Origin of the sequence: Daejeonella rubra, from assembly GCF_900103545.1 — a bacterium.
GTDB classification, from domain to species: domain Bacteria; phylum Bacteroidota; class Bacteroidia; order Sphingobacteriales; family Sphingobacteriaceae; genus Daejeonella; species Daejeonella rubra.
In genome coordinates, this window is sequence record NZ_FNHH01000010.1 from 13,357 (window position 1) to 30,111 (window position 16,755).

The 16,755-nt window shown below is 36.9% G+C and carries 13 protein-coding genes; 5 read left to right on the forward strand and 8 right to left on the reverse strand.

The annotated features are described in order from the left end of the window. Positions 1-2 precede the first annotated feature (2 nt). From BLR27_RS08900 to BLR27_RS08910, 3 genes are all read right to left on the reverse strand, one after another. Positions 3-695, reverse strand: coding sequence for a hypothetical protein (locus BLR27_RS08900; protein WP_090703981.1), 693 nt, complete (start codon positions 693-695; stop codon positions 3-5). 11 nt (positions 696-706) lie between these two features. Next, complete coding sequence (locus BLR27_RS08905; RefSeq protein ID WP_143007718.1) at positions 707-1,009, reverse strand: hypothetical protein; 303 nt, start codon at positions 1,007-1,009, stop codon at positions 707-709. A 563-nt stretch (positions 1,010-1,572) separates the two neighbouring features. Then, entirely contained in the window at positions 1,573-2,814 is a 1,242-nt protein-coding gene (locus BLR27_RS08910; protein ID WP_090703985.1) for a DUF2130 domain-containing protein, read from the reverse strand. A gap of 240 nt (positions 2,815-3,054) precedes the next feature. Here BLR27_RS08910 and BLR27_RS08915 point away from each other — a divergent pair, with 240 nt between their 5' ends. Both BLR27_RS08915 and BLR27_RS08920 read left to right on the forward strand, forming a co-directional pair. Continuing rightward, positions 3,055-3,744: a class I SAM-dependent methyltransferase gene (locus BLR27_RS08915; protein ID WP_090703988.1), complete on the forward strand. Its 690-nt coding sequence runs from the start codon at positions 3,055-3,057 to the stop codon at positions 3,742-3,744. Between the two features lie 178 nt (positions 3,745-3,922). Beyond that, positions 3,923-6,703: a hypothetical protein gene (locus BLR27_RS08920; RefSeq protein ID WP_090703991.1), complete on the forward strand. Its 2,781-nt coding sequence runs from the start codon at positions 3,923-3,925 to the stop codon at positions 6,701-6,703. 14 nt (positions 6,704-6,717) lie between these two features. Here the strand turns inward: BLR27_RS08920 and BLR27_RS08925 are convergent, their stop codons facing one another. Together BLR27_RS08925 and BLR27_RS08930 are read right to left on the reverse strand one after the other, a co-directional pair. After that, positions 6,718-7,587 carry an aldose 1-epimerase family protein gene (locus BLR27_RS08925; protein ID WP_090703993.1) on the reverse strand — a complete coding sequence of 290 codons (870 nt, stop codon included), beginning with the start codon at positions 7,585-7,587 and terminating at the stop codon, positions 6,718-6,720. A 121-nt stretch (positions 7,588-7,708) separates the two neighbouring features. Next, complete coding sequence (locus BLR27_RS08930) at positions 7,709-8,929, reverse strand: DEAD/DEAH box helicase (protein ID WP_090704170.1); 1,221 nt, start codon at positions 8,927-8,929, stop codon at positions 7,709-7,711. A 317-nt stretch (positions 8,930-9,246) separates the two neighbouring features. Here BLR27_RS08930 and BLR27_RS08935 point away from each other — a divergent pair, with 317 nt between their 5' ends. Both BLR27_RS08935 and yidC read left to right on the forward strand, forming a co-directional pair. Beyond that, complete coding sequence (locus BLR27_RS08935) at positions 9,247-10,857, forward strand: CTP synthase (protein ID WP_090704172.1); 1,611 nt, start codon at positions 9,247-9,249, stop codon at positions 10,855-10,857. A 32-nt stretch (positions 10,858-10,889) separates the two neighbouring features. Then, a complete protein-coding gene (gene yidC, locus BLR27_RS08940; protein WP_090703995.1) occupies positions 10,890-12,752 on the forward strand; it encodes a membrane protein insertase YidC in 1,863 nt (620 codons plus the stop codon). A gap of 48 nt (positions 12,753-12,800) precedes the next feature. Here yidC and BLR27_RS08945 read toward each other — a convergent pair whose 3' ends face one another. Then, positions 12,801-13,190 carry a hypothetical protein gene (locus BLR27_RS08945; protein ID WP_090703997.1) on the reverse strand — a complete coding sequence of 130 codons (390 nt, stop codon included), beginning with the start codon at positions 13,188-13,190 and terminating at the stop codon, positions 12,801-12,803. Between the two features lie 206 nt (positions 13,191-13,396). On the opposite strand from BLR27_RS08945, the gene BLR27_RS08950 reads away from it, so the two are divergent. Beyond that, positions 13,397-14,080, forward strand: a complete 684-nt coding sequence (locus BLR27_RS08950; RefSeq protein ID WP_090704174.1) for a DUF2202 domain-containing protein — start codon at positions 13,397-13,399, stop codon at positions 14,078-14,080. A 45-nt stretch (positions 14,081-14,125) separates the two neighbouring features. On the opposite strand, the gene BLR27_RS08955 is transcribed toward BLR27_RS08950, so the two are convergent. Both BLR27_RS08955 and BLR27_RS08960 read right to left on the reverse strand, forming a co-directional pair. Beyond that, a complete protein-coding gene (locus BLR27_RS08955; protein WP_090703999.1) occupies positions 14,126-15,280 on the reverse strand; it encodes a dipeptidase in 1,155 nt (384 codons plus the stop codon). Between the two features lie 811 nt (positions 15,281-16,091). Next, entirely contained in the window at positions 16,092-16,724 is a 633-nt protein-coding gene (locus tag BLR27_RS08960) for an HAD family hydrolase (RefSeq protein ID WP_090704002.1), read from the reverse strand. Positions 16,725-16,755: the final 31 nt, after the last annotated feature.

The following is a 16,755-nucleotide window of genomic DNA, read 5'->3' on the forward strand; positions in this document are numbered from 1 at the left end:
ATTTATTTTTTTAGCACTATTCCTTCCAATACTTCTATCAGGTTCACCAAATTGTCTATTTCTTCAACTATATATTTGTTATGCGATAAGAGCAATTCCGGGAATGCTAATAAATCTATTTGATTTTGACCTTCATAAGATTCTGGAAGAAAATTCTGCATAATCAGAGAATTATTATGTGCAAATTCGTTCCTATTTAAGTCATCCAAATTCGTTTTTACATCGTTAATCCAAAGGTAATATGGGTTTCCTAACAACTCAGGGTAATCAAGTCGAAGTTGCTGAACCACCCCTGAAAAATATGTTCGTTTGATATCTTTTAGAGTTTTTAAATAAGTATTTAAAACGAGTCCCACCCTATTCCAATAAGCATATATACAATGAATGGTAGATTCGATCATAAATGTGTATCTATGATTATAAACATTTGGCCTACCTTGTTTGGCACTTATCTTATCCCTGAATAAAAAACAGTTTGCCAGGCCGAAGTGAATTTGGCAACTTAATCCTTGTATTTCGTAAAGAAAATGATAGCGATGTTCATCAAATATCTTATTAAAAAAACTAAAATTTGCTAAACGAGTCCAATAATCGTTTTCATCATAAACATCTTGAATTGCAATTAAATTACTAATGTTAAATTGTTTGGAAATTTCCAGCACTGAGTTATCAAGGTATTCATAAAATTCTTCCATCTTCTAACAACTTACTTCACCAACAACATCAAATGCAATAATAATCCCAACGCCGGTGAATGTGTACGAGGCACATAAGGCTTAAAATTGGCTGTTTTAAAATCGTTCAGTTCCAAGTAAGCTTGATGAACGCCTTTTAAATCCATCTTCCATTGCATTCCCGAGGACTTACGAACAAAGTTCATCGTTGAGTCATTGATGCTTATCACATCATAAAATTTACCTGTTAAGCTATTGAAGCTATTTGCTGATTTAGCTAAATTGTAGAAGTCTTGATAAGAAATTGTAGGTTGTGTTTTTTTATATTTCATCATTAGATACATTATACGATACAGAATCCTCCGCAACTATCCCCAATTCCCCCTCATCTTCTTCATACGCCCCGCCAACCTTAACCTGCCCATTCATTAACATTGGTAATAACCAATCTCATTAATAACAATCGCCTTATGATATTGCTATCATTTCTGAGTCAGCAAAGCAAACAGATCTTCATTAAGATAATAATTTCCTGTTCCTAATTTATGTGGATTTTATCTTCCGCCAGTTTATTTAGTAAATCTTGACTCTAAAATATCTAATATATAGCTCGTCTTTTTAAAAGAAATTTAAAAATCAATACAAAAATAAAATTTCATGTAAAGCAACGACAAAATCTTAACCAATAGCACAACTTTGCATAAAAGATATGATTATTTGAATTGAGGATTATTTATAAGGATTTGTTCAACGAAGGTTTCTTTGGATAAAGTGCTTTACACTAGCCCATTAAACTATATCGAGCTCAATTGGCTTATTAAATTTCAAAGTCAATGATGTATTTATAATCCAATTGGGATAGAAAGGTATCGGTACGCTATTATCGCCTGGTCAATTATTATTCAAGCAGCAGAGCCTCATCTTCATCATCCGATAAGCTCAGCGATATCGTGTCTGCACCTGCAATTCCTTCAATAGAACCTTTAATACTTGATGCATTCAACAGCACTTTATCTAATTGCTTTTCACGCATTTTCCACATTTTCTCCATTGCATCGCGTTCTCTGTGGATAGACAAACGCATACTCATATAACCTTCACGAATGGCTTTCCATTGTTCTGAAAACTCAGTCCCTGTCAGATAATCATAAAGCATATGCATTTTATCCCCCCTGTTCTCTTGTGATTTGGAAGAATTATAAAGTCTCAGAATACCATCCCTTAAAACATATGCTACAGCCTTTACTTCCTCAAAAGAACAGATCCATACACCATCTTTTTCACCAAAACAATTCATGCCTTTGGGATAGCTTTGAGTGACAATAACAGCCACATCAACTCCGGCCCCCCGCATATCCTTTTTGAGCTTATCTATCCAATCGTTTGAAAAATCTTTGGTCCGCTTGCTTTCATAGATAATTTTGCCACAATCCTGACCGAATTTATTCCTTACAGTTTGAATACAATCCGCACCGCGAACACCCTTGCCTACCTCACCTATAGTATCAAAGGGGAAGGTACTCTTTAACAATTCTTCCAGTATTAGTTCCTGAACCTCGCCCTGCAATTGCATAGAACCTTGCTCGGCTTTGCGTCTCATTTCATCAGCCAGCTTTTTCTGATCTTCCAATTGCTTTTCCAGCTCCTTTACTCTTAACTGATGCTCTGTTTCTTTTAGCAGATTTTTTTCAATTTCCTGTTTTTTTATCTGCTCAACGATCTGGTTGCGTTCGGCCTGCATTTTCCGCTGGATCTCCAATTCCATTTCTTCCGCTCTGGTTTTAAGCTCCTGCTCCTTTCTAATAAAATCAAGCTCCTTCTGACCGGCAAGTTTTAACTTTTCCTGATTCTCTTTATTGGTATTTTCTAAAAAGGTTAATTTATTCTCAAAATCTACAGCAATACTTTTACGAACCGCTTCCTCAAGATTGATCTTTTCCTGAGCCAGCTGCTGCTCATATTTAACAGAAAGTGCTTTTTGCTGAAATTTAAAATCCTCTTCCTTCTTTAGAAATTCCTCATCCTTCTTCTTCTGCCAGGCAATCATCTTATCACGTAACTCCTGCTCATATTCCTTACCAATTGCTTCTTCGAGAGGAAATGAATGGCCGCATGAAGGGCATTTTACTTCTGTTGACATGCTTTTAAATTTATAAAATGAAACATCCGGATAAAAAAACGAATCGACAATATACTAATAATATTAGTATTGTATCATTAAAACTGTTACCTTTTAATAATAATATTCTTAGTATCCGGACATTAGTCAGAAAATAAGGATAATCTTATCATAAGCTGTATTTTTGCTAAAATTAACACCAAAAAATAATTAACAGCTTTATATCTCAAAAATATTTTTTAGATATAATCACACATAATAATGGATGTTTTCGGCAGAGTTTTAAAGGATCATTATCAGGGAAGACAAAAAGGCAAATTATGGCTGCATAACAGTTATGGAAAGCCGGAAGATATGCCTGTGGATATTTTTTACAGGACTAAAAATGAGTTGACAGAACTTGAATCCATGGCTATTGAACTTTGTGAAGGCAATACTCTGGATATCGGGGCCGGTGTAGGCAGCCATGCTTTAATTTTACAGAATCGGGGCATCGATGTTACGGCGATCGAAATATCAGAATCAGCATGTGATATCATGCGAAGAAGGGGTGTTAAAAAGGTAATCAATGCTGATATCCTTCAGTTTGAATCTGAGCAATTTGACACAGTAATAATGCTAATGAATGGAATTGGGCTTTGCGGTGATATCAAAGGACTTCATAACTTTCTGGATTATTTAAAGCGGCTTTTATTGCCAGGCGGACAGGTAATTTTTGATTCTTCTGATATTGCTTATCTGTACAAAGCTGATGAATTTATTGCCAGCAATTATTATGGGGAAATTTCATACCAATATGAATATCAATCAATTAAGGGCAAGTGGTTTAAGTGGCTTTATGTTGATTTTCCCATGCTTCAACAAATTGCAGAAAAAATCGGCTGGCAGTGTGAAATGATCTATGAGGATGATATGGACCAATATCTTGCACGTATGCGGAGATCAGACTAAGCAGATTGGATTTTTTCATTTTTAATTATTTGTTCAATCAAAAACATAAATTCCCTTTAAAAATATACAATCTCATAACATGATTTTAATATGTATACGGATAGAAATGCAATACTTTGTATTTTGATTAATTTATAAGCTCCAGCGACATTCAATCTTATTTTCAATATAGTTCAATATGAAAAAAATCACAGGCTTTATTATTCTTGCACTAATTTCTGCGACCTGCTATTCTCAGGTTCCTAAAGCTATAATTTCAGCGCCAGCAGGTGATGAATATGTTATTATCCGTAAAAATGGACAAACCATTCTTCCTAATGGCCGGATCATCAGTCCTTCAGGAAAAACGCATCAGGTTGCTCCCCACCCCTATGGACTTGCAATCAGTAATGATGGAAATATAGCGATTACAGCAAATTCGGGTACAAGTCCGCTTTCAATCAGTATCCTGAAAAACATTCAATCAGAAAATCCTGAGATCATGCAGGTCCCTGAATCACCAAAAGGAGATAAAGGTATTATTGAATCGGTGTTTATGGGGTTGGCCATATCACCCGACAATAAAATTGTCTATGTAGCTGGCGGACAGGCTAATAAAGTATACAAATTTGATATTGAAACAGGCAAGTCACTGGGGTCAATCGACTGCAGATCCAAGAGCATTAAATTTGATTATTCCCATGGTTTTATTGGCGATATGGTTTTGAGCAAGGACGGACGCTTTCTTTATGCTGTAGACCAGATCGGTTTCAGGATGATCTGTATTGACACAAAACTGAATAAACTCATATCATCTTGCCCCGTAGGAAGATACCCTTTTGGCATAACTCTCTCAAAAGATGAAAACACGGTATATGTAGCTAATGTTGGAATGTTTGAGTACAGTTATATAAAACGGAAAGACAAGGGAGTATGGCAAAATACATCGGTAGATAAACCAGCCTTTGCATATGACACCCCGGAAGCAGAAAAAGGCTTTGAAAATGATTCCATCAAGGTGAAAGGACTTGGCCCGGTGAATGCACCTGAATCATTCTCAGTTTGGGCTGTACAGGTCAATAACCCATTGAAACCAAGGGTATTCTCAAAAACTAAGACAGGTAACCTTGTCGGACAAATAGTTGACGGAGTTCCGGCAGTCGGTGGTTCAAGTCCGAATTCGATTGTTACTGCAGGTAATTATGTCTTTATCAGTAATGGTAACAACGATAACATAACCGTTCTTGATAGTCGTAAACAAAAAATAATAACACATATCAAACTTAGTACTGAGGAAAAACTAAGTAAGCTAAGAGGCATAATTCCATTTGGACTGGCAGTTTCCCCGGATGAGAAACGGGTTTATGTTGCCGAATCAGGAATTAATGCAATAGCGGTAATTGATGTCCCAACACTGAAAGTGATCGGCCATATTCCGGCAGGATGGTTTCCGGCAAAACTAAAAGTATCACCTGACGGTAAAAAGCTGATCATCGCCAATGCTAAAGGGTTTGGAAGCGGACCCAATGGCGGACTAACATTTAAACAAGGTTCAGCAGGAAGTTATATTGGCAGTTTGATGAATGGAAATGTACAGGTTACAGATATTCCTGTGGATAAAGAATTGTTGAATACCACCAGAGAGGTCATAGCTAATAATTTCCTGATCAAAGATGAATCTGATCCATCCTTTGATTGGCGAAAGAAAAATCCGGTTCCTCTTTATCCTGGCCAAAAAGAATCTCCAATAAAACATATCGTATTCATTTCCAAAGAGAACCGGACATATGATGAAGTTTTTGGTCAGGTAAAAAAAGCAAAAGGCGACTCTACAATTTCAAGATATGGTAAGGGAGTAACATTCAGTAACAGTGACAAAAGTATTCGAATTGAGAATGCTGATATCATGCCCAATCATCAGAAACTTGCCGGAAACTTTGCAATCAGTGATAATTTTTATGTAGATGCTGATGTATCTGCAGATGGGCACAGATGGCTTGTTAACACCTACCCTAACCAATGGGTTGAGGCAACTACGGCAGCAGGTTATGGAGATAACAGGACTTATAAAAAAGATTCGAATGCACCAGGTAATTTAGGTATCAATGGATCGGCAGGAGCAATTTTTCCTGAAGATTATAATGAAGCAGGATCCATGTGGGATCATTTGGCCAGAAATCAGATCAACTATTTCAATTTTGGTTTTGGAGTAATGTTCGAGCCCGGTGATTATAAAGACCATTATAAATATGGAGGGATCAAACATATTGCGAATTACCCAATGCCAAAATCATTGTATTCCAAGACCTCCTATTCCTATCCAACCTACAATATGGCTATTCCTGATCAATTCAGAGCTACGGTATTTGAAAAGGAGTTTAATGAGAAATGGGGTAAAGGTAAAGAAGCTATGCCTGCTGTTCTGACTGTTATTTTACCCAATGATCATGGTGCAGCTGAACGTCCTAAAGCAGGATATCCTTTCCGGGAGAGCTATATGGCCGATAATGATCTGGCATTGGGCAGGGTAGTTGAATTTCTTTCCCATACCCCCTATTGGAAAAATATGCTCATTGTAATTACAGAAGATGATGCCCAAAATGGAGTGGATCATGTTGATGCACACCGAAGTATTTTAATGGCTGTATCGCCATATATCAGGAGAGATCATGTAAGTCATACTCACACAAGTTTTGGAAGCATATTTAAGACATTCTGGAATATCCTGGGAATACCATACCTGAATCAGTACGATGCATCTGCCAGTGATCTTGGAGATATGTTTACAGAAACTCCGGATTTCACTCCATACAAGGCTGTTCCTGTAGACGCCAGAATTTTTGATCCGCAGAAAGCCCTTGATCCATTTGATGAGAAATTTGATTGGAAAGCCTTAAAAGATGGCCCTGAAATGGATAATATGAAAGACATGATCCGGGAAAGCAAGAACCAGGATAAACTAAAGGCGAAAGACAAATAATAAATAATGTCAGACTAATTCACACCGATAATAAATTCAGCCTTGAAAGATTTGGAGCTTTCAAGAGAAAGTATACCCTCTTTAAGGCTGAAATCTTTCAATTCACCTTCTGTATCTGCATAGCCTAACCATGGTTCTATACAAACGAAGTCAGCTCCAGGCGGTGCCCAAATTCCCAATGACGTAAAATCAGGAAAAGAAATAGAAATGAAATTAGGGGTCTTATGATTTTTAATCAGCACCTCTCTTGAAACAAGTTTTTTGAATACAAGGGCATCGCTTTTAAATAGATCCGGCCTCAGATTAATCCTATTTGACTCTGTAACAAGCTTCTCTGTATTGCCGGTAAAAAAACCATCACTATTCAGAAGATGTTTTTCCAGCACTTCAGTGGCTGCAAATTCTAAATAATAATCAGTGTAATCCTCATGTTCGTAAAATGGAATATTAAAAGCCGGATGAGCTCCAATAGAAAAATACATGGTATGATCATCAAGATTAATCACATGATATAAAACACTGAGTTCTGAATCCCGAAGCTCATATGTTACCTCAAACGCAAATTTAAACGGAAATACTGCAAGTGTAGATTCCGAATAATTCAGGATGAATTTAGCCTTGGTACTTGTGGAATCAACTAGTTCAAATTCGGAGTGACGTGCAAAACCATGTCTTTTCACAGGGTATTTTTGACCATCGATCAGGATTTGATTATCGATGCATGATCCCACTACCGGAAACAAATTGGGAGCATGAAATCCCCAAACAGAAGGATCTGCCTGCCATAAATGCTCCAGTCCATTCAGCTTATTAAAGAGGGAACTTAATTCAGCACCCTTTGAATTAATAGTAACCTTTAGGAAATTGTTTTCGAGACTTATCATTCAAAGAATAAATTAAGAATCACAAACTATCAATATAGCATAGCCCTATATGCCTATATGCCTATATGCCTATATGAAATAAGGGCATTTGACATAAAAATAGCTGTTCTAAATGATAAAATCAAGCCTTTCGCTTAACCCAGACCTTTTTCTTTCCGTTCCTGTTATTACCTCCTGTTGAAGGCCTTCTGGTTGTGGGACTATAAACCGGCCCTTCACCAAGTTCTTCAGGCAATGTCATTCTAGGGATTTCCTTTCCGATCAGGTTTTCAATAAATGAGAATTTTCGCTGATCCTTTTCATTGACAAAAGTAATGGCTGTTCCTGTCGTTTCGGCTCTTGCTGTTCTTCCAATTCTATGGATATAATCTTCAGGATCTGGTGGCACATCAAAATTTATCACCAGGCTGATTCCTTCAACATCAATTCCTCTGCTTAAAACATCGGTTCCAATAATCACAGGCAAAACCCTGCTTTTAAATGCTCTTAAAACAGTCTCACGTTGTTCCTGTTCAAGATCTGAGTGAAATGCTTCCGATTTGATACCTTCTCTGCGGAGAGTTCGGTTCAGATCTTTAACTGTTTCCTTACGGGAACAGAAAATTAAAACACTCTTATAATCCCCTCCTTTCAGCAAGGAGCTAATGAGTTTAACTTTTTGATTATCATGAACCATGTAAACCTGCTGAGAAATACCAACTGCAGGCTGAGAAAGAGCAATATTAATCTGTTGTGGATCTTTCAAAATGGTATTTGCCAGAGTTCTGATCTTCGGAGGCATAGTTGCCGAGAAAAGCAATGTCTGACGTTCTTTAGGCAAATTACCGATGATCCTTAAAATATCTTCATAAAAACCCATGTCGAGCATGCGGTCAGCCTCATCCAAAACAAGATATTGAAGATGGTCCAATTTAATTACCCCGGAGGCCAGGTGTGCAATTAATCTTCCAGGTGTTGCAATAACAATATCCACACCATCCATCATGGCACGGCGCTGTTGTTCATAGATCATACCATCACCACCGCCATAAACAGCAATGGAACTTATGCCTGCAAAATAGGCAAGGCCTTCTACCTGTTGATCGATCTGTTGAGCAAGCTCCCGTGTAGGAGCAAGAATAAGAGCTTTAGTATGCTTTTTATCCGATGTACTGATATGTTGCAATACTGGTAATAAATAGGACGCTGTTTTTCCTGTGCCGGTTTGTGCACAGGCGATCAGATCTTTATGTTGAAGTATTAATGGAATTGCCTGTGCTTGTATTGGAGTAGGTTTAACATAACCCATACTCTGCAAACCCTCAAGTAATTGAGGATCAAAGTTAAAATCGCTAAATGTCAAGTTGCTGAAATAATTATTAAATAAAGACAAAGGTAGTTAAAACAAAGGACTTTGGTAATTGGATATTCCAGTTTGAATTTGAAGCTAAAATTTGAGAATATTGATTAAATCAGGCTACTTCTCCAATAATTATCTATTGAAAATTATTAATAATCAAATGTCAACTGATTTATTAACACCCGTAAATTTCTCAACAAATAAAATCTATATGGAAATTTTTCCTAATTTTGAATCCCGTACAATACGATGTTTTTATTGCCTTCAACAGGATAATTTCTGTTATCTCAATAAAAGCTTTTAGAAATCCTACAGATATCATGACTAAATACATTTTTGTTACGGGCGGCGTTACTTCGTCGTTAGGAAAGGGTATTATTTCCGCTTCTCTTGCAAAACTTCTGCAATCCAGAGGTTACCGCGTAACCATTCAAAAGTTCGATCCATATATTAATATCGATCCGGGAACTTTAAACCCCTATGAACATGGCGAATGTTATGTTACCGAAGATGGCGCTGAGACGGATCTTGATCTTGGACATTATGAACGTTTCCTGAATGTTCCTACCTCACAGGCAAATAATATCACAACAGGTCGTATCTATCAGAATGTGATCAATAAAGAGCGTGAAGGTGCTTATCTGGGTAAAACAGTACAGGTTGTACCCCATATTACTGACGAGATAAAGCGCAATATGAAAATATTGGGTGAAACAGGCAATTTTGATATTGTAATTACTGAACTAGGTGGAACTGTTGGTGATATTGAATCGCTGCCATTTATCGAAGCTGTTCGACAATTACGCTGGGAACTTGGTTCAGGCAATTCTCTGGTTATACATTTAACTTTGGTTCCTTTTCTGGCTGCTGCAGGTGAGCTGAAGACTAAGCCTACACAGCATTCTGTTAAGATGCTGCTTGAATATGGTATTCAACCAGATATTTTAGTTTGCCGTACAGAGCATCACATACCTCAGGAATTACGCAAAAAAATCGCCCTTTTCTGTAATGTTAATCTGAATGCGGTAATTGAATCGATAGATGCTACTACGATCTATGATGTTCCTTTGCTTATGTTGAAGGAGCAATTAGACAAGACTGTTTTAAGTAAATTAAAACTACCTCAAAAAAACGAACCTGATCTTGAAAGCTGGAAGGATTTTCTGGGACGTTTAAAAAACCCAACCAATGAAGTTACTATTGGCCTGGTAGGTAAATATGTTGAATTACCCGATGCCTATAAATCGATAAATGAATCTTTTATTCACGCAGGGGCTAAAAATGAATGCAAGGTTAAAGTAAAGTGCATTCAATCAGAAAGTATAACCACAGAAAATGTTGCTGAAAAACTAAAAGGTCTTGATGGTGTACTTGTTGCTCCCGGATTCGGAAGTCGTGGTATTGAAGGCAAGATCGAGGCTATTCAATATGTCAGAGAAAATGAGATTCCATTCTTCGGAATTTGCCTTGGGATGCAATGTGCAGTTGTAGAATTCGCACGAAATGTACTTGGAATTAAAGATGCGCAAAGCAGTGAAATAGATGAGAACGCCAAAAATCCGGTGATTTCAATGATGGAGGAGCAGAAAAAAGTAAAAAACAAAGGTGGTACCATGCGTTTGGGATCTTATACATGTGATCTGAAAAAAGGCACTAAAGCAGCTGCAATTTATGGTAAAACCAGAATCACTGAACGTCATCGCCATCGCTATGAATTCAATAATAAGTATTTAGAGCAATTCGAAAATGCAGGCATGATAGCCTCAGGTATAAATCCTGAAAACAATCTGGTTGAAATCATCGAGTTGAAAAATCATCCTTTTTTCGTTGCTGGACAATTCCACCCCGAATTAAAATCTACAGTTGATAATCCTCACCCACTTTTTGTTAACTTTGTCGCCGCTTCAATTCTTCATTCAAAAAAGAAGTAAAAGCATTATAGCAAAACAGATTATTAAACGTAATGGATAGAAATACATTTACGGGTCTCTTTTTGATTTTAATCATATTAGTAGGCTCAACTTTTTTAATGCAACCCTCAGATGAAGATATCAAAAGGGAAAAAGCAAAACAAAGTCAGGATTCAATAGCAAGGATAAAAAAGGCAGAATCGCCTGTAATTGTTCAGGATACCGCCAAAACAGTAGCCTTACCTGCAATAGATTCAACCCTGATCAAATCAGGTCCATTTGGGTCTGCCCAATCCGGAAGCAGCGAGCCTGTAGTTATTGAAAACGAATCAATTAAAGTAAAAATCAGCCGTCGCGGTGGAAGAATAGCATCGGTTGAGCTTAAAAACTTTAAAACATACTCTAAAGAACCATTGGTTATGTTTGAGGGTGAAGGCAATAAATTTGGATTGATCTTCGGTGCTGCAGGACAAAATATCAATACCAACGAGCTTTACTTTACCCCATCAGTGAATTCTTTATCAGTAAGCAAAACTGACTCCTCTTCAGTAACAATGAGGCTTACTCATTCTGAAGGAAAGTACATCGATTATATCTACAGTCTTAAAGGCGAGGGCTATAATGTTGGTTTGACCATTGCTACCAAAGGTATGCAGGATGTAATTGCACCTACCCAAAAGAGTATAACACTTAACTGGGAAACTGTACTAAAACAAAAAGAAAAAGACCTGCCCAGTGAGCAGCAAAAATACTCAAGTGCATATTTTAAACAAGGCGACGAGAGTGTGGACCACCTTAATTTAACTAAGTCTGAGACCAAAGAGTTAAATGAAGGAAAGATTAAATGGTTTTCATTCAAACAACACTTCTTTTCAAATGTACTGATTGCAAAAAACAGTTTTGATAAGGGCGAATTAACGGTAACAACCAGCCCTGATGCAGGTGTAGTAAAGAGCTTCGCAGCAAATATGCAGATACCGGTTCAAAGGCAGGATCAGACTGCATTTCCAATGGACTTCTATTTTGGCCCGAATCAGCTTAATATTCTTGAGAAGCAGGGTTTTGATATTGAAAAACAGATAGACCTTGGTTACTGGCCATTATTGTATATCAACAGATGGGTGGTATTACCTGTATTTAACTTCCTTGAAGGATTTGGATGGGGATATGGCCTAATCATACTGGTATTGACCATTCTACTTAAAATGGTTCTATTACCATTAACATACAAGTCTTACCTGTCAATGGCTAAGATGCGTATCCTTAAACCAGAAATGGATGAGATCAAGGGTAAAGTTGGTGAAGATAACCCTACCCTCCTACAGCAGGAATACTTAAAACTTTACAAGAAAGCAGGTGTAAATCCACTTGGAGGTTGTTTGCCGATGTTGCTGCAGCTTCCTATCATCATGGCATTCTTCTTCTTTTTCCCTAACTTATTTGAACTGCGGCAGAGAAGTTTCTTATGGATGGAAGATCTTTCAACTTTTGATGCCTTCTTCCAGATGGGATTCAATTTACCCTTCCTTGGAAACCACATCAGTTTAATGTGTATCCTGATGACCATTTCTACTCTGATCTATACTTATTTCAACAATCAGGTATCAGGAGCTACTGGTCAGATGAAATACATTGGTTATATCACCCCGATCATTTTCTTTGGAGTATTGAACAGTTACCCTTCAGGACTTAACTATTACTACTTCCTGGCTAACATGATGACTTTTGCTCAACAATATATAATCCGAATGTTTGTGAATGATGATAAGATACATGCACAGATCCAGGAGAATAAAAAGAAGCCTCAATCAGAAAAGAAAAAATCAGGATTTCAGCAAAGAATGGAAGATTACATGAGGCAACAGCAGCAGACCAAAACTCAACCTGCAAGCTCAACTAAGAAAAAATTGAAATAATATTTCAATACTTATCATATAAAAACGCTGACAGGATTTTTAAATCTGTCAGCGTTTTTTTGCTTTAACCCTGGTGTAGTTTTGTTCCATTGTTTCAAATACCAGCTCGTCCTCTCCCAGTTCTTTAATCAAAAAAGGAAATTCTCTTTTTTTACCACCTTCGAGTGATTCGGTATAGCGTATCATTTTGCCATCCATTTTGTAAGTTCCATGGGATAACTGCTTTCCTCCCCATTCAATTACAAGCTTATTACCAGTAGAAAATACAATTGCAGGGGCTTGTTCTATTAATTCGTTCCTTGTAAGGCTATCAGGCGGATTAAAGTTTTCAACTGCTATGTAGTTCCATCTTCCATAAAGATCTTTTGGTTCTATTTCTCTATCACAGGAAGAGCATAAGAAAATGAAAATAAAAAGTATAAAAGAAGTGAATTTCATAAAAGCGATAATTTTATTTATAGATAATAAGAAAGGTATTTTACAATAATTAACAGATTATATTAATTTATTTAAATCAAAAATATACTATTAAACTGCTCTCTTCAAATTACAAAATGATCATAATTTATTGGTAACATAAGTAACCTCGAATGGAATTTTTCAGCTTTACCTTTATGATATTAATTACATTAAAAATCAATGTCATGAAAAATCAATTAAAAAATACCGGTTTAGGTTTAATTCTGACAGCAATCATTATTGCATTTGGCTCATGTACTAAAGATAAAAATACTGTCAATAATGATAATAATACTGGAAATCTCAATAAAATTGATATCCAGTCGCAGATAAATACATTACCTAAAGAGAGTTTAAGTGTCGATGAATTGAAAAGCCTTTCATTTTTAAGAGAAGAGGAGAAATTAGCGATGGATGTGTATACAACGCTTTTTAATAAATGGGGTGTTAATATTTTCAATAATATATCAAAAAGTGAAAGTACTCATATGTTGGCTGTATTAAATTTATTGAATAAGTATAATCTGGAGGATCCTGTTGGAGCAAATGAAACTGGAGAATTCGAGAATATACAACTGAAGGCATTGTACGATCAATTGGTATCTGAGGGCAATACAAGTACTTTAAATGCCTACAAAGTTGGTGCAACTATAGAGGATTTAGATCTATATGATATTAATAAGGCATTAGTTTACATTGATAATCAGGATATTCGTTATGTATATGAAATGCTTGCAAAAGGAAGTCGTAATCATTTACGATCATTTTATAAAAACATAATTAATGCAGGCGGTACCTATACTCCTCAATATATTTCAAATGAGGAATTCAAAACTATTATCAATAGTGAAATGGAGACAGGAAATTAAGAATTATTAAAAAAGTATCAATACGGGGGGAAATATCAATGTAAATTAATCAGGCAAATTACTAAGAAAGAAATCCCTGATATTTCCTCCCATAATTTTTTCAATCTCCAGCCTGGTAAAACCAAGTTTCAGCAATTCTGCAACGATCAAGGGTGCACCAGTCACATCAAAATGCATTTCATAGGCCCCATCCCAGTCAGAACCTAGTGCTACGCGATCAACACCGATCATATCTGCCACATATTTGATCGTTTTGGCTGTTGCAGCGGCATCTTTTCCACAAACAGCAGTTTCCCATAAGCCAATGCCAACAAGTCCCTTACGTGCGCCTATTTTAAGCAATTGCTCATCAGAAAGATTTCTCTGATTATCGCAGACTCCCCTAACACCTGTATGTGATACTAATAAAGGACCATTATAATATTTAAACACATCTTCGATGGTTTGTTGGGAACTATGTGCAAGATCAACGGTCATGTGCAGACTATCCATTTTTTTCACCAGTTGAATACCTTTTTCTGTCAAACCACCCTTCTTCATACCATGTGCAGATCCTGCCCACTCATTATCAAAGAAATGAGCAAGACCTATGTAACGAATTCCTGCTTTGTAGAAAACATCCAGATTTTTGATATCATTATCCAGACAATGAGCCCCTTCAAGTCCCAACATGCCAGAGCTTAAACTACGGTCAGACTCACGGTCAGTAATGAATTTTTGCAATTCATCCTTATTCGTAATCACTCTGAATTTGCCCTCTGAGCGATCCGCAAATCCATACAAAGACCGGGCTTGATTTAATGCTCTCTCCTTTACATTGAACCAGGTCTCAGGTTTCTGTAGCTGGGCAAAGCTTAGCAATCCTATCTGATCAGAATGACTGTCATTCTGTTCAATATTAATCCCTCTTGGCACTTTACTAACAATAGTAAAAACCTGGAATGCCATGTTTGCAGTTTGCATCCTAGGCAGATCAACATGTCCATAATCATGTTTCTTCAGTAGATCACGATCCCATAACAAGGCATCACAATGAAGATCAGCAATAAAGGGAATTGAATCATACCATGAAACCCTTTCGAAAGGACCTTCAATAGATATTTTATTTTTTGAACTATCGATCATTCGCGGTACAAAAATGAAGAAGAATGCCAGTAAACCCAGCAATATTAGTCCGACAAGTTTGAATGATCTTTTCATAGTCCCTTATTTTTTCTGTGTTAAAATCACTAGTGTCCGGATAAAAATGTGAATTATCAATTAAAAATGAAATTATCCCGCTCTTGCCGCGGGAGATGGCACTTACTTTTCCCTTCAGCTGGAAAAGTAAGCAAAAGAGCCGCGGCTTCCCGGTATTTGTTGTAAAAACACACTTTATCCTATCGGTGTAATCCAAGCCGTGTTAAGGGATGTGAATAATATGAATTGATCTGCAACACTTCTCCGGATTACTTAAAGGCAGTGACATATGATCGTTAATGCAAGGATAAAGCACGTCTTTACTGCCAAATCCCAGGAGGCCGATCTCTGCAATCAGCAATACCGGTAATTTATGAACGGTTGTTACCCATCGCACTGCCCTCAGCTACCATTCATATCAGATAAACGGAACCTAAGGACGATTCAATCCCCAGTGCCGGAAAAATCAAAAAACAGATGCAGTTCATTCATATAGCACCTCAGAGCATTAGATTTTGGGATCATACCTGGACGGCTTTCATATTTTGGTATCCCCCAAAAGCAGCGATCCCTGTTTTTTGATGTGTGGTGGTCTTGTGGCAAAGGGCACCTAGGGATTGAAAAAGGCTTTTGGTTACTTTTGGCCTTCAAAAGTAACGAGCCCACCCGGCGATAGAGGGTGGCAAGGTTACAGGGGGGCTTGCTTTTCGAATTATTAATAATGCACCCCATTTATTGCGTAAATGAAGATTTCTTGCTATTCCTTAATTTAACCGGACAGCAATGTTTTAAAATAATTTATGTTAAATAAAATACCTTGAATTAATTCAAATCATAAGCTCATAAAATAGTTTGTGAGCGAGTTAAAATCATCAAACTTAAGATCGTAATCATCAGAAGTACCAAATCCATATGTTAATAGTACAAATGGAAGTCCGGCCTTTCTGGTTTCTATACTATCTCCATGAGTATCACCAATATAGACAGGGTTCTTTAAGTTGTGTTTATCTACCAACAATTTAATATTATGATGTTTAGGCATTGAGTTGACACCATGAGCCATCTCATCAGTTATATACTGCTCAATTTCAGCCCATTTCATAAATTCTGTGATCAGATTTTTCGGACAATTACTGACAATTAATAAGCGATATTTATCTGCAAGCCTGATCAATCCATCCCGAACCCCTTCATATAAAACACCTCCCATCTCGGGCATAAGTTTCATACGGTATTCATTGATGGTTCGATAAATTTCCTCCTGCCTTTCAATAGAAGTACCGGGAAACATATGATCAAGCACTTTTGATCTCTCCCAGCCCATCACATAATGCAAATCATCACGGGTAAATATTCTATTTAAATTTTCAGCTTTAGCACCCTCGTTCCAGGATGCCAGATAGGTATCCAACGCATCCCATAAAGTGCCATCCAGGTCAAATATTAAACTATCAGGTTTTACCATTTTTAATTAAAAATTACAATTTATACAAAAC

Excerpts from the sequence above, each read along its gene's own strand:
- BLR27_RS08900 (WP_090703981.1), bottom strand. The coding sequence starts at position 695 with ATGGAAGAATTTTATGAATACCTTGATAACTCAGTGCTGGAAATTTCC.
- BLR27_RS08905 (WP_143007718.1), bottom strand. The coding sequence starts at position 1,009 with ATGATGAAATATAAAAAAACACAACCTACAATTTCTTATCAAGACTTC.
- BLR27_RS08910 (WP_090703985.1), bottom strand. The coding sequence starts at position 2,814 with ATGTCAACAGAAGTAAAATGCCCTTCATGCGGCCATTCATTTCCTCTC.
- BLR27_RS08915 (WP_090703988.1), top strand. The coding sequence starts at position 3,055 with ATGGATGTTTTCGGCAGAGTTTTAAAGGATCATTATCAGGGAAGACAA.
- BLR27_RS08920 (WP_090703991.1), top strand. The coding sequence starts at position 3,923 with ATGAAAAAAATCACAGGCTTTATTATTCTTGCACTAATTTCTGCGACC.
- BLR27_RS08925 (WP_090703993.1), bottom strand. The coding sequence starts at position 7,587 with ATGATAAGTCTCGAAAACAATTTCCTAAAGGTTACTATTAATTCAAAG.
- BLR27_RS08935 (WP_090704172.1), top strand. The coding sequence starts at position 9,247 with ATGACTAAATACATTTTTGTTACGGGCGGCGTTACTTCGTCGTTAGGA.
- yidC (WP_090703995.1), top strand. The coding sequence starts at position 10,890 with ATGGATAGAAATACATTTACGGGTCTCTTTTTGATTTTAATCATATTA.
- BLR27_RS08945 (WP_090703997.1), bottom strand. The coding sequence starts at position 13,190 with ATGAAATTCACTTCTTTTATACTTTTTATTTTCATTTTCTTATGCTCT.
- BLR27_RS08950 (WP_090704174.1), top strand. The coding sequence starts at position 13,397 with ATGAAAAATCAATTAAAAAATACCGGTTTAGGTTTAATTCTGACAGCA.
- BLR27_RS08955 (WP_090703999.1), bottom strand. The coding sequence starts at position 15,280 with ATGAAAAGATCATTCAAACTTGTCGGACTAATATTGCTGGGTTTACTG.
- BLR27_RS08960 (WP_090704002.1), bottom strand. The coding sequence starts at position 16,724 with ATGGTAAAACCTGATAGTTTAATATTTGACCTGGATGGCACTTTATGG.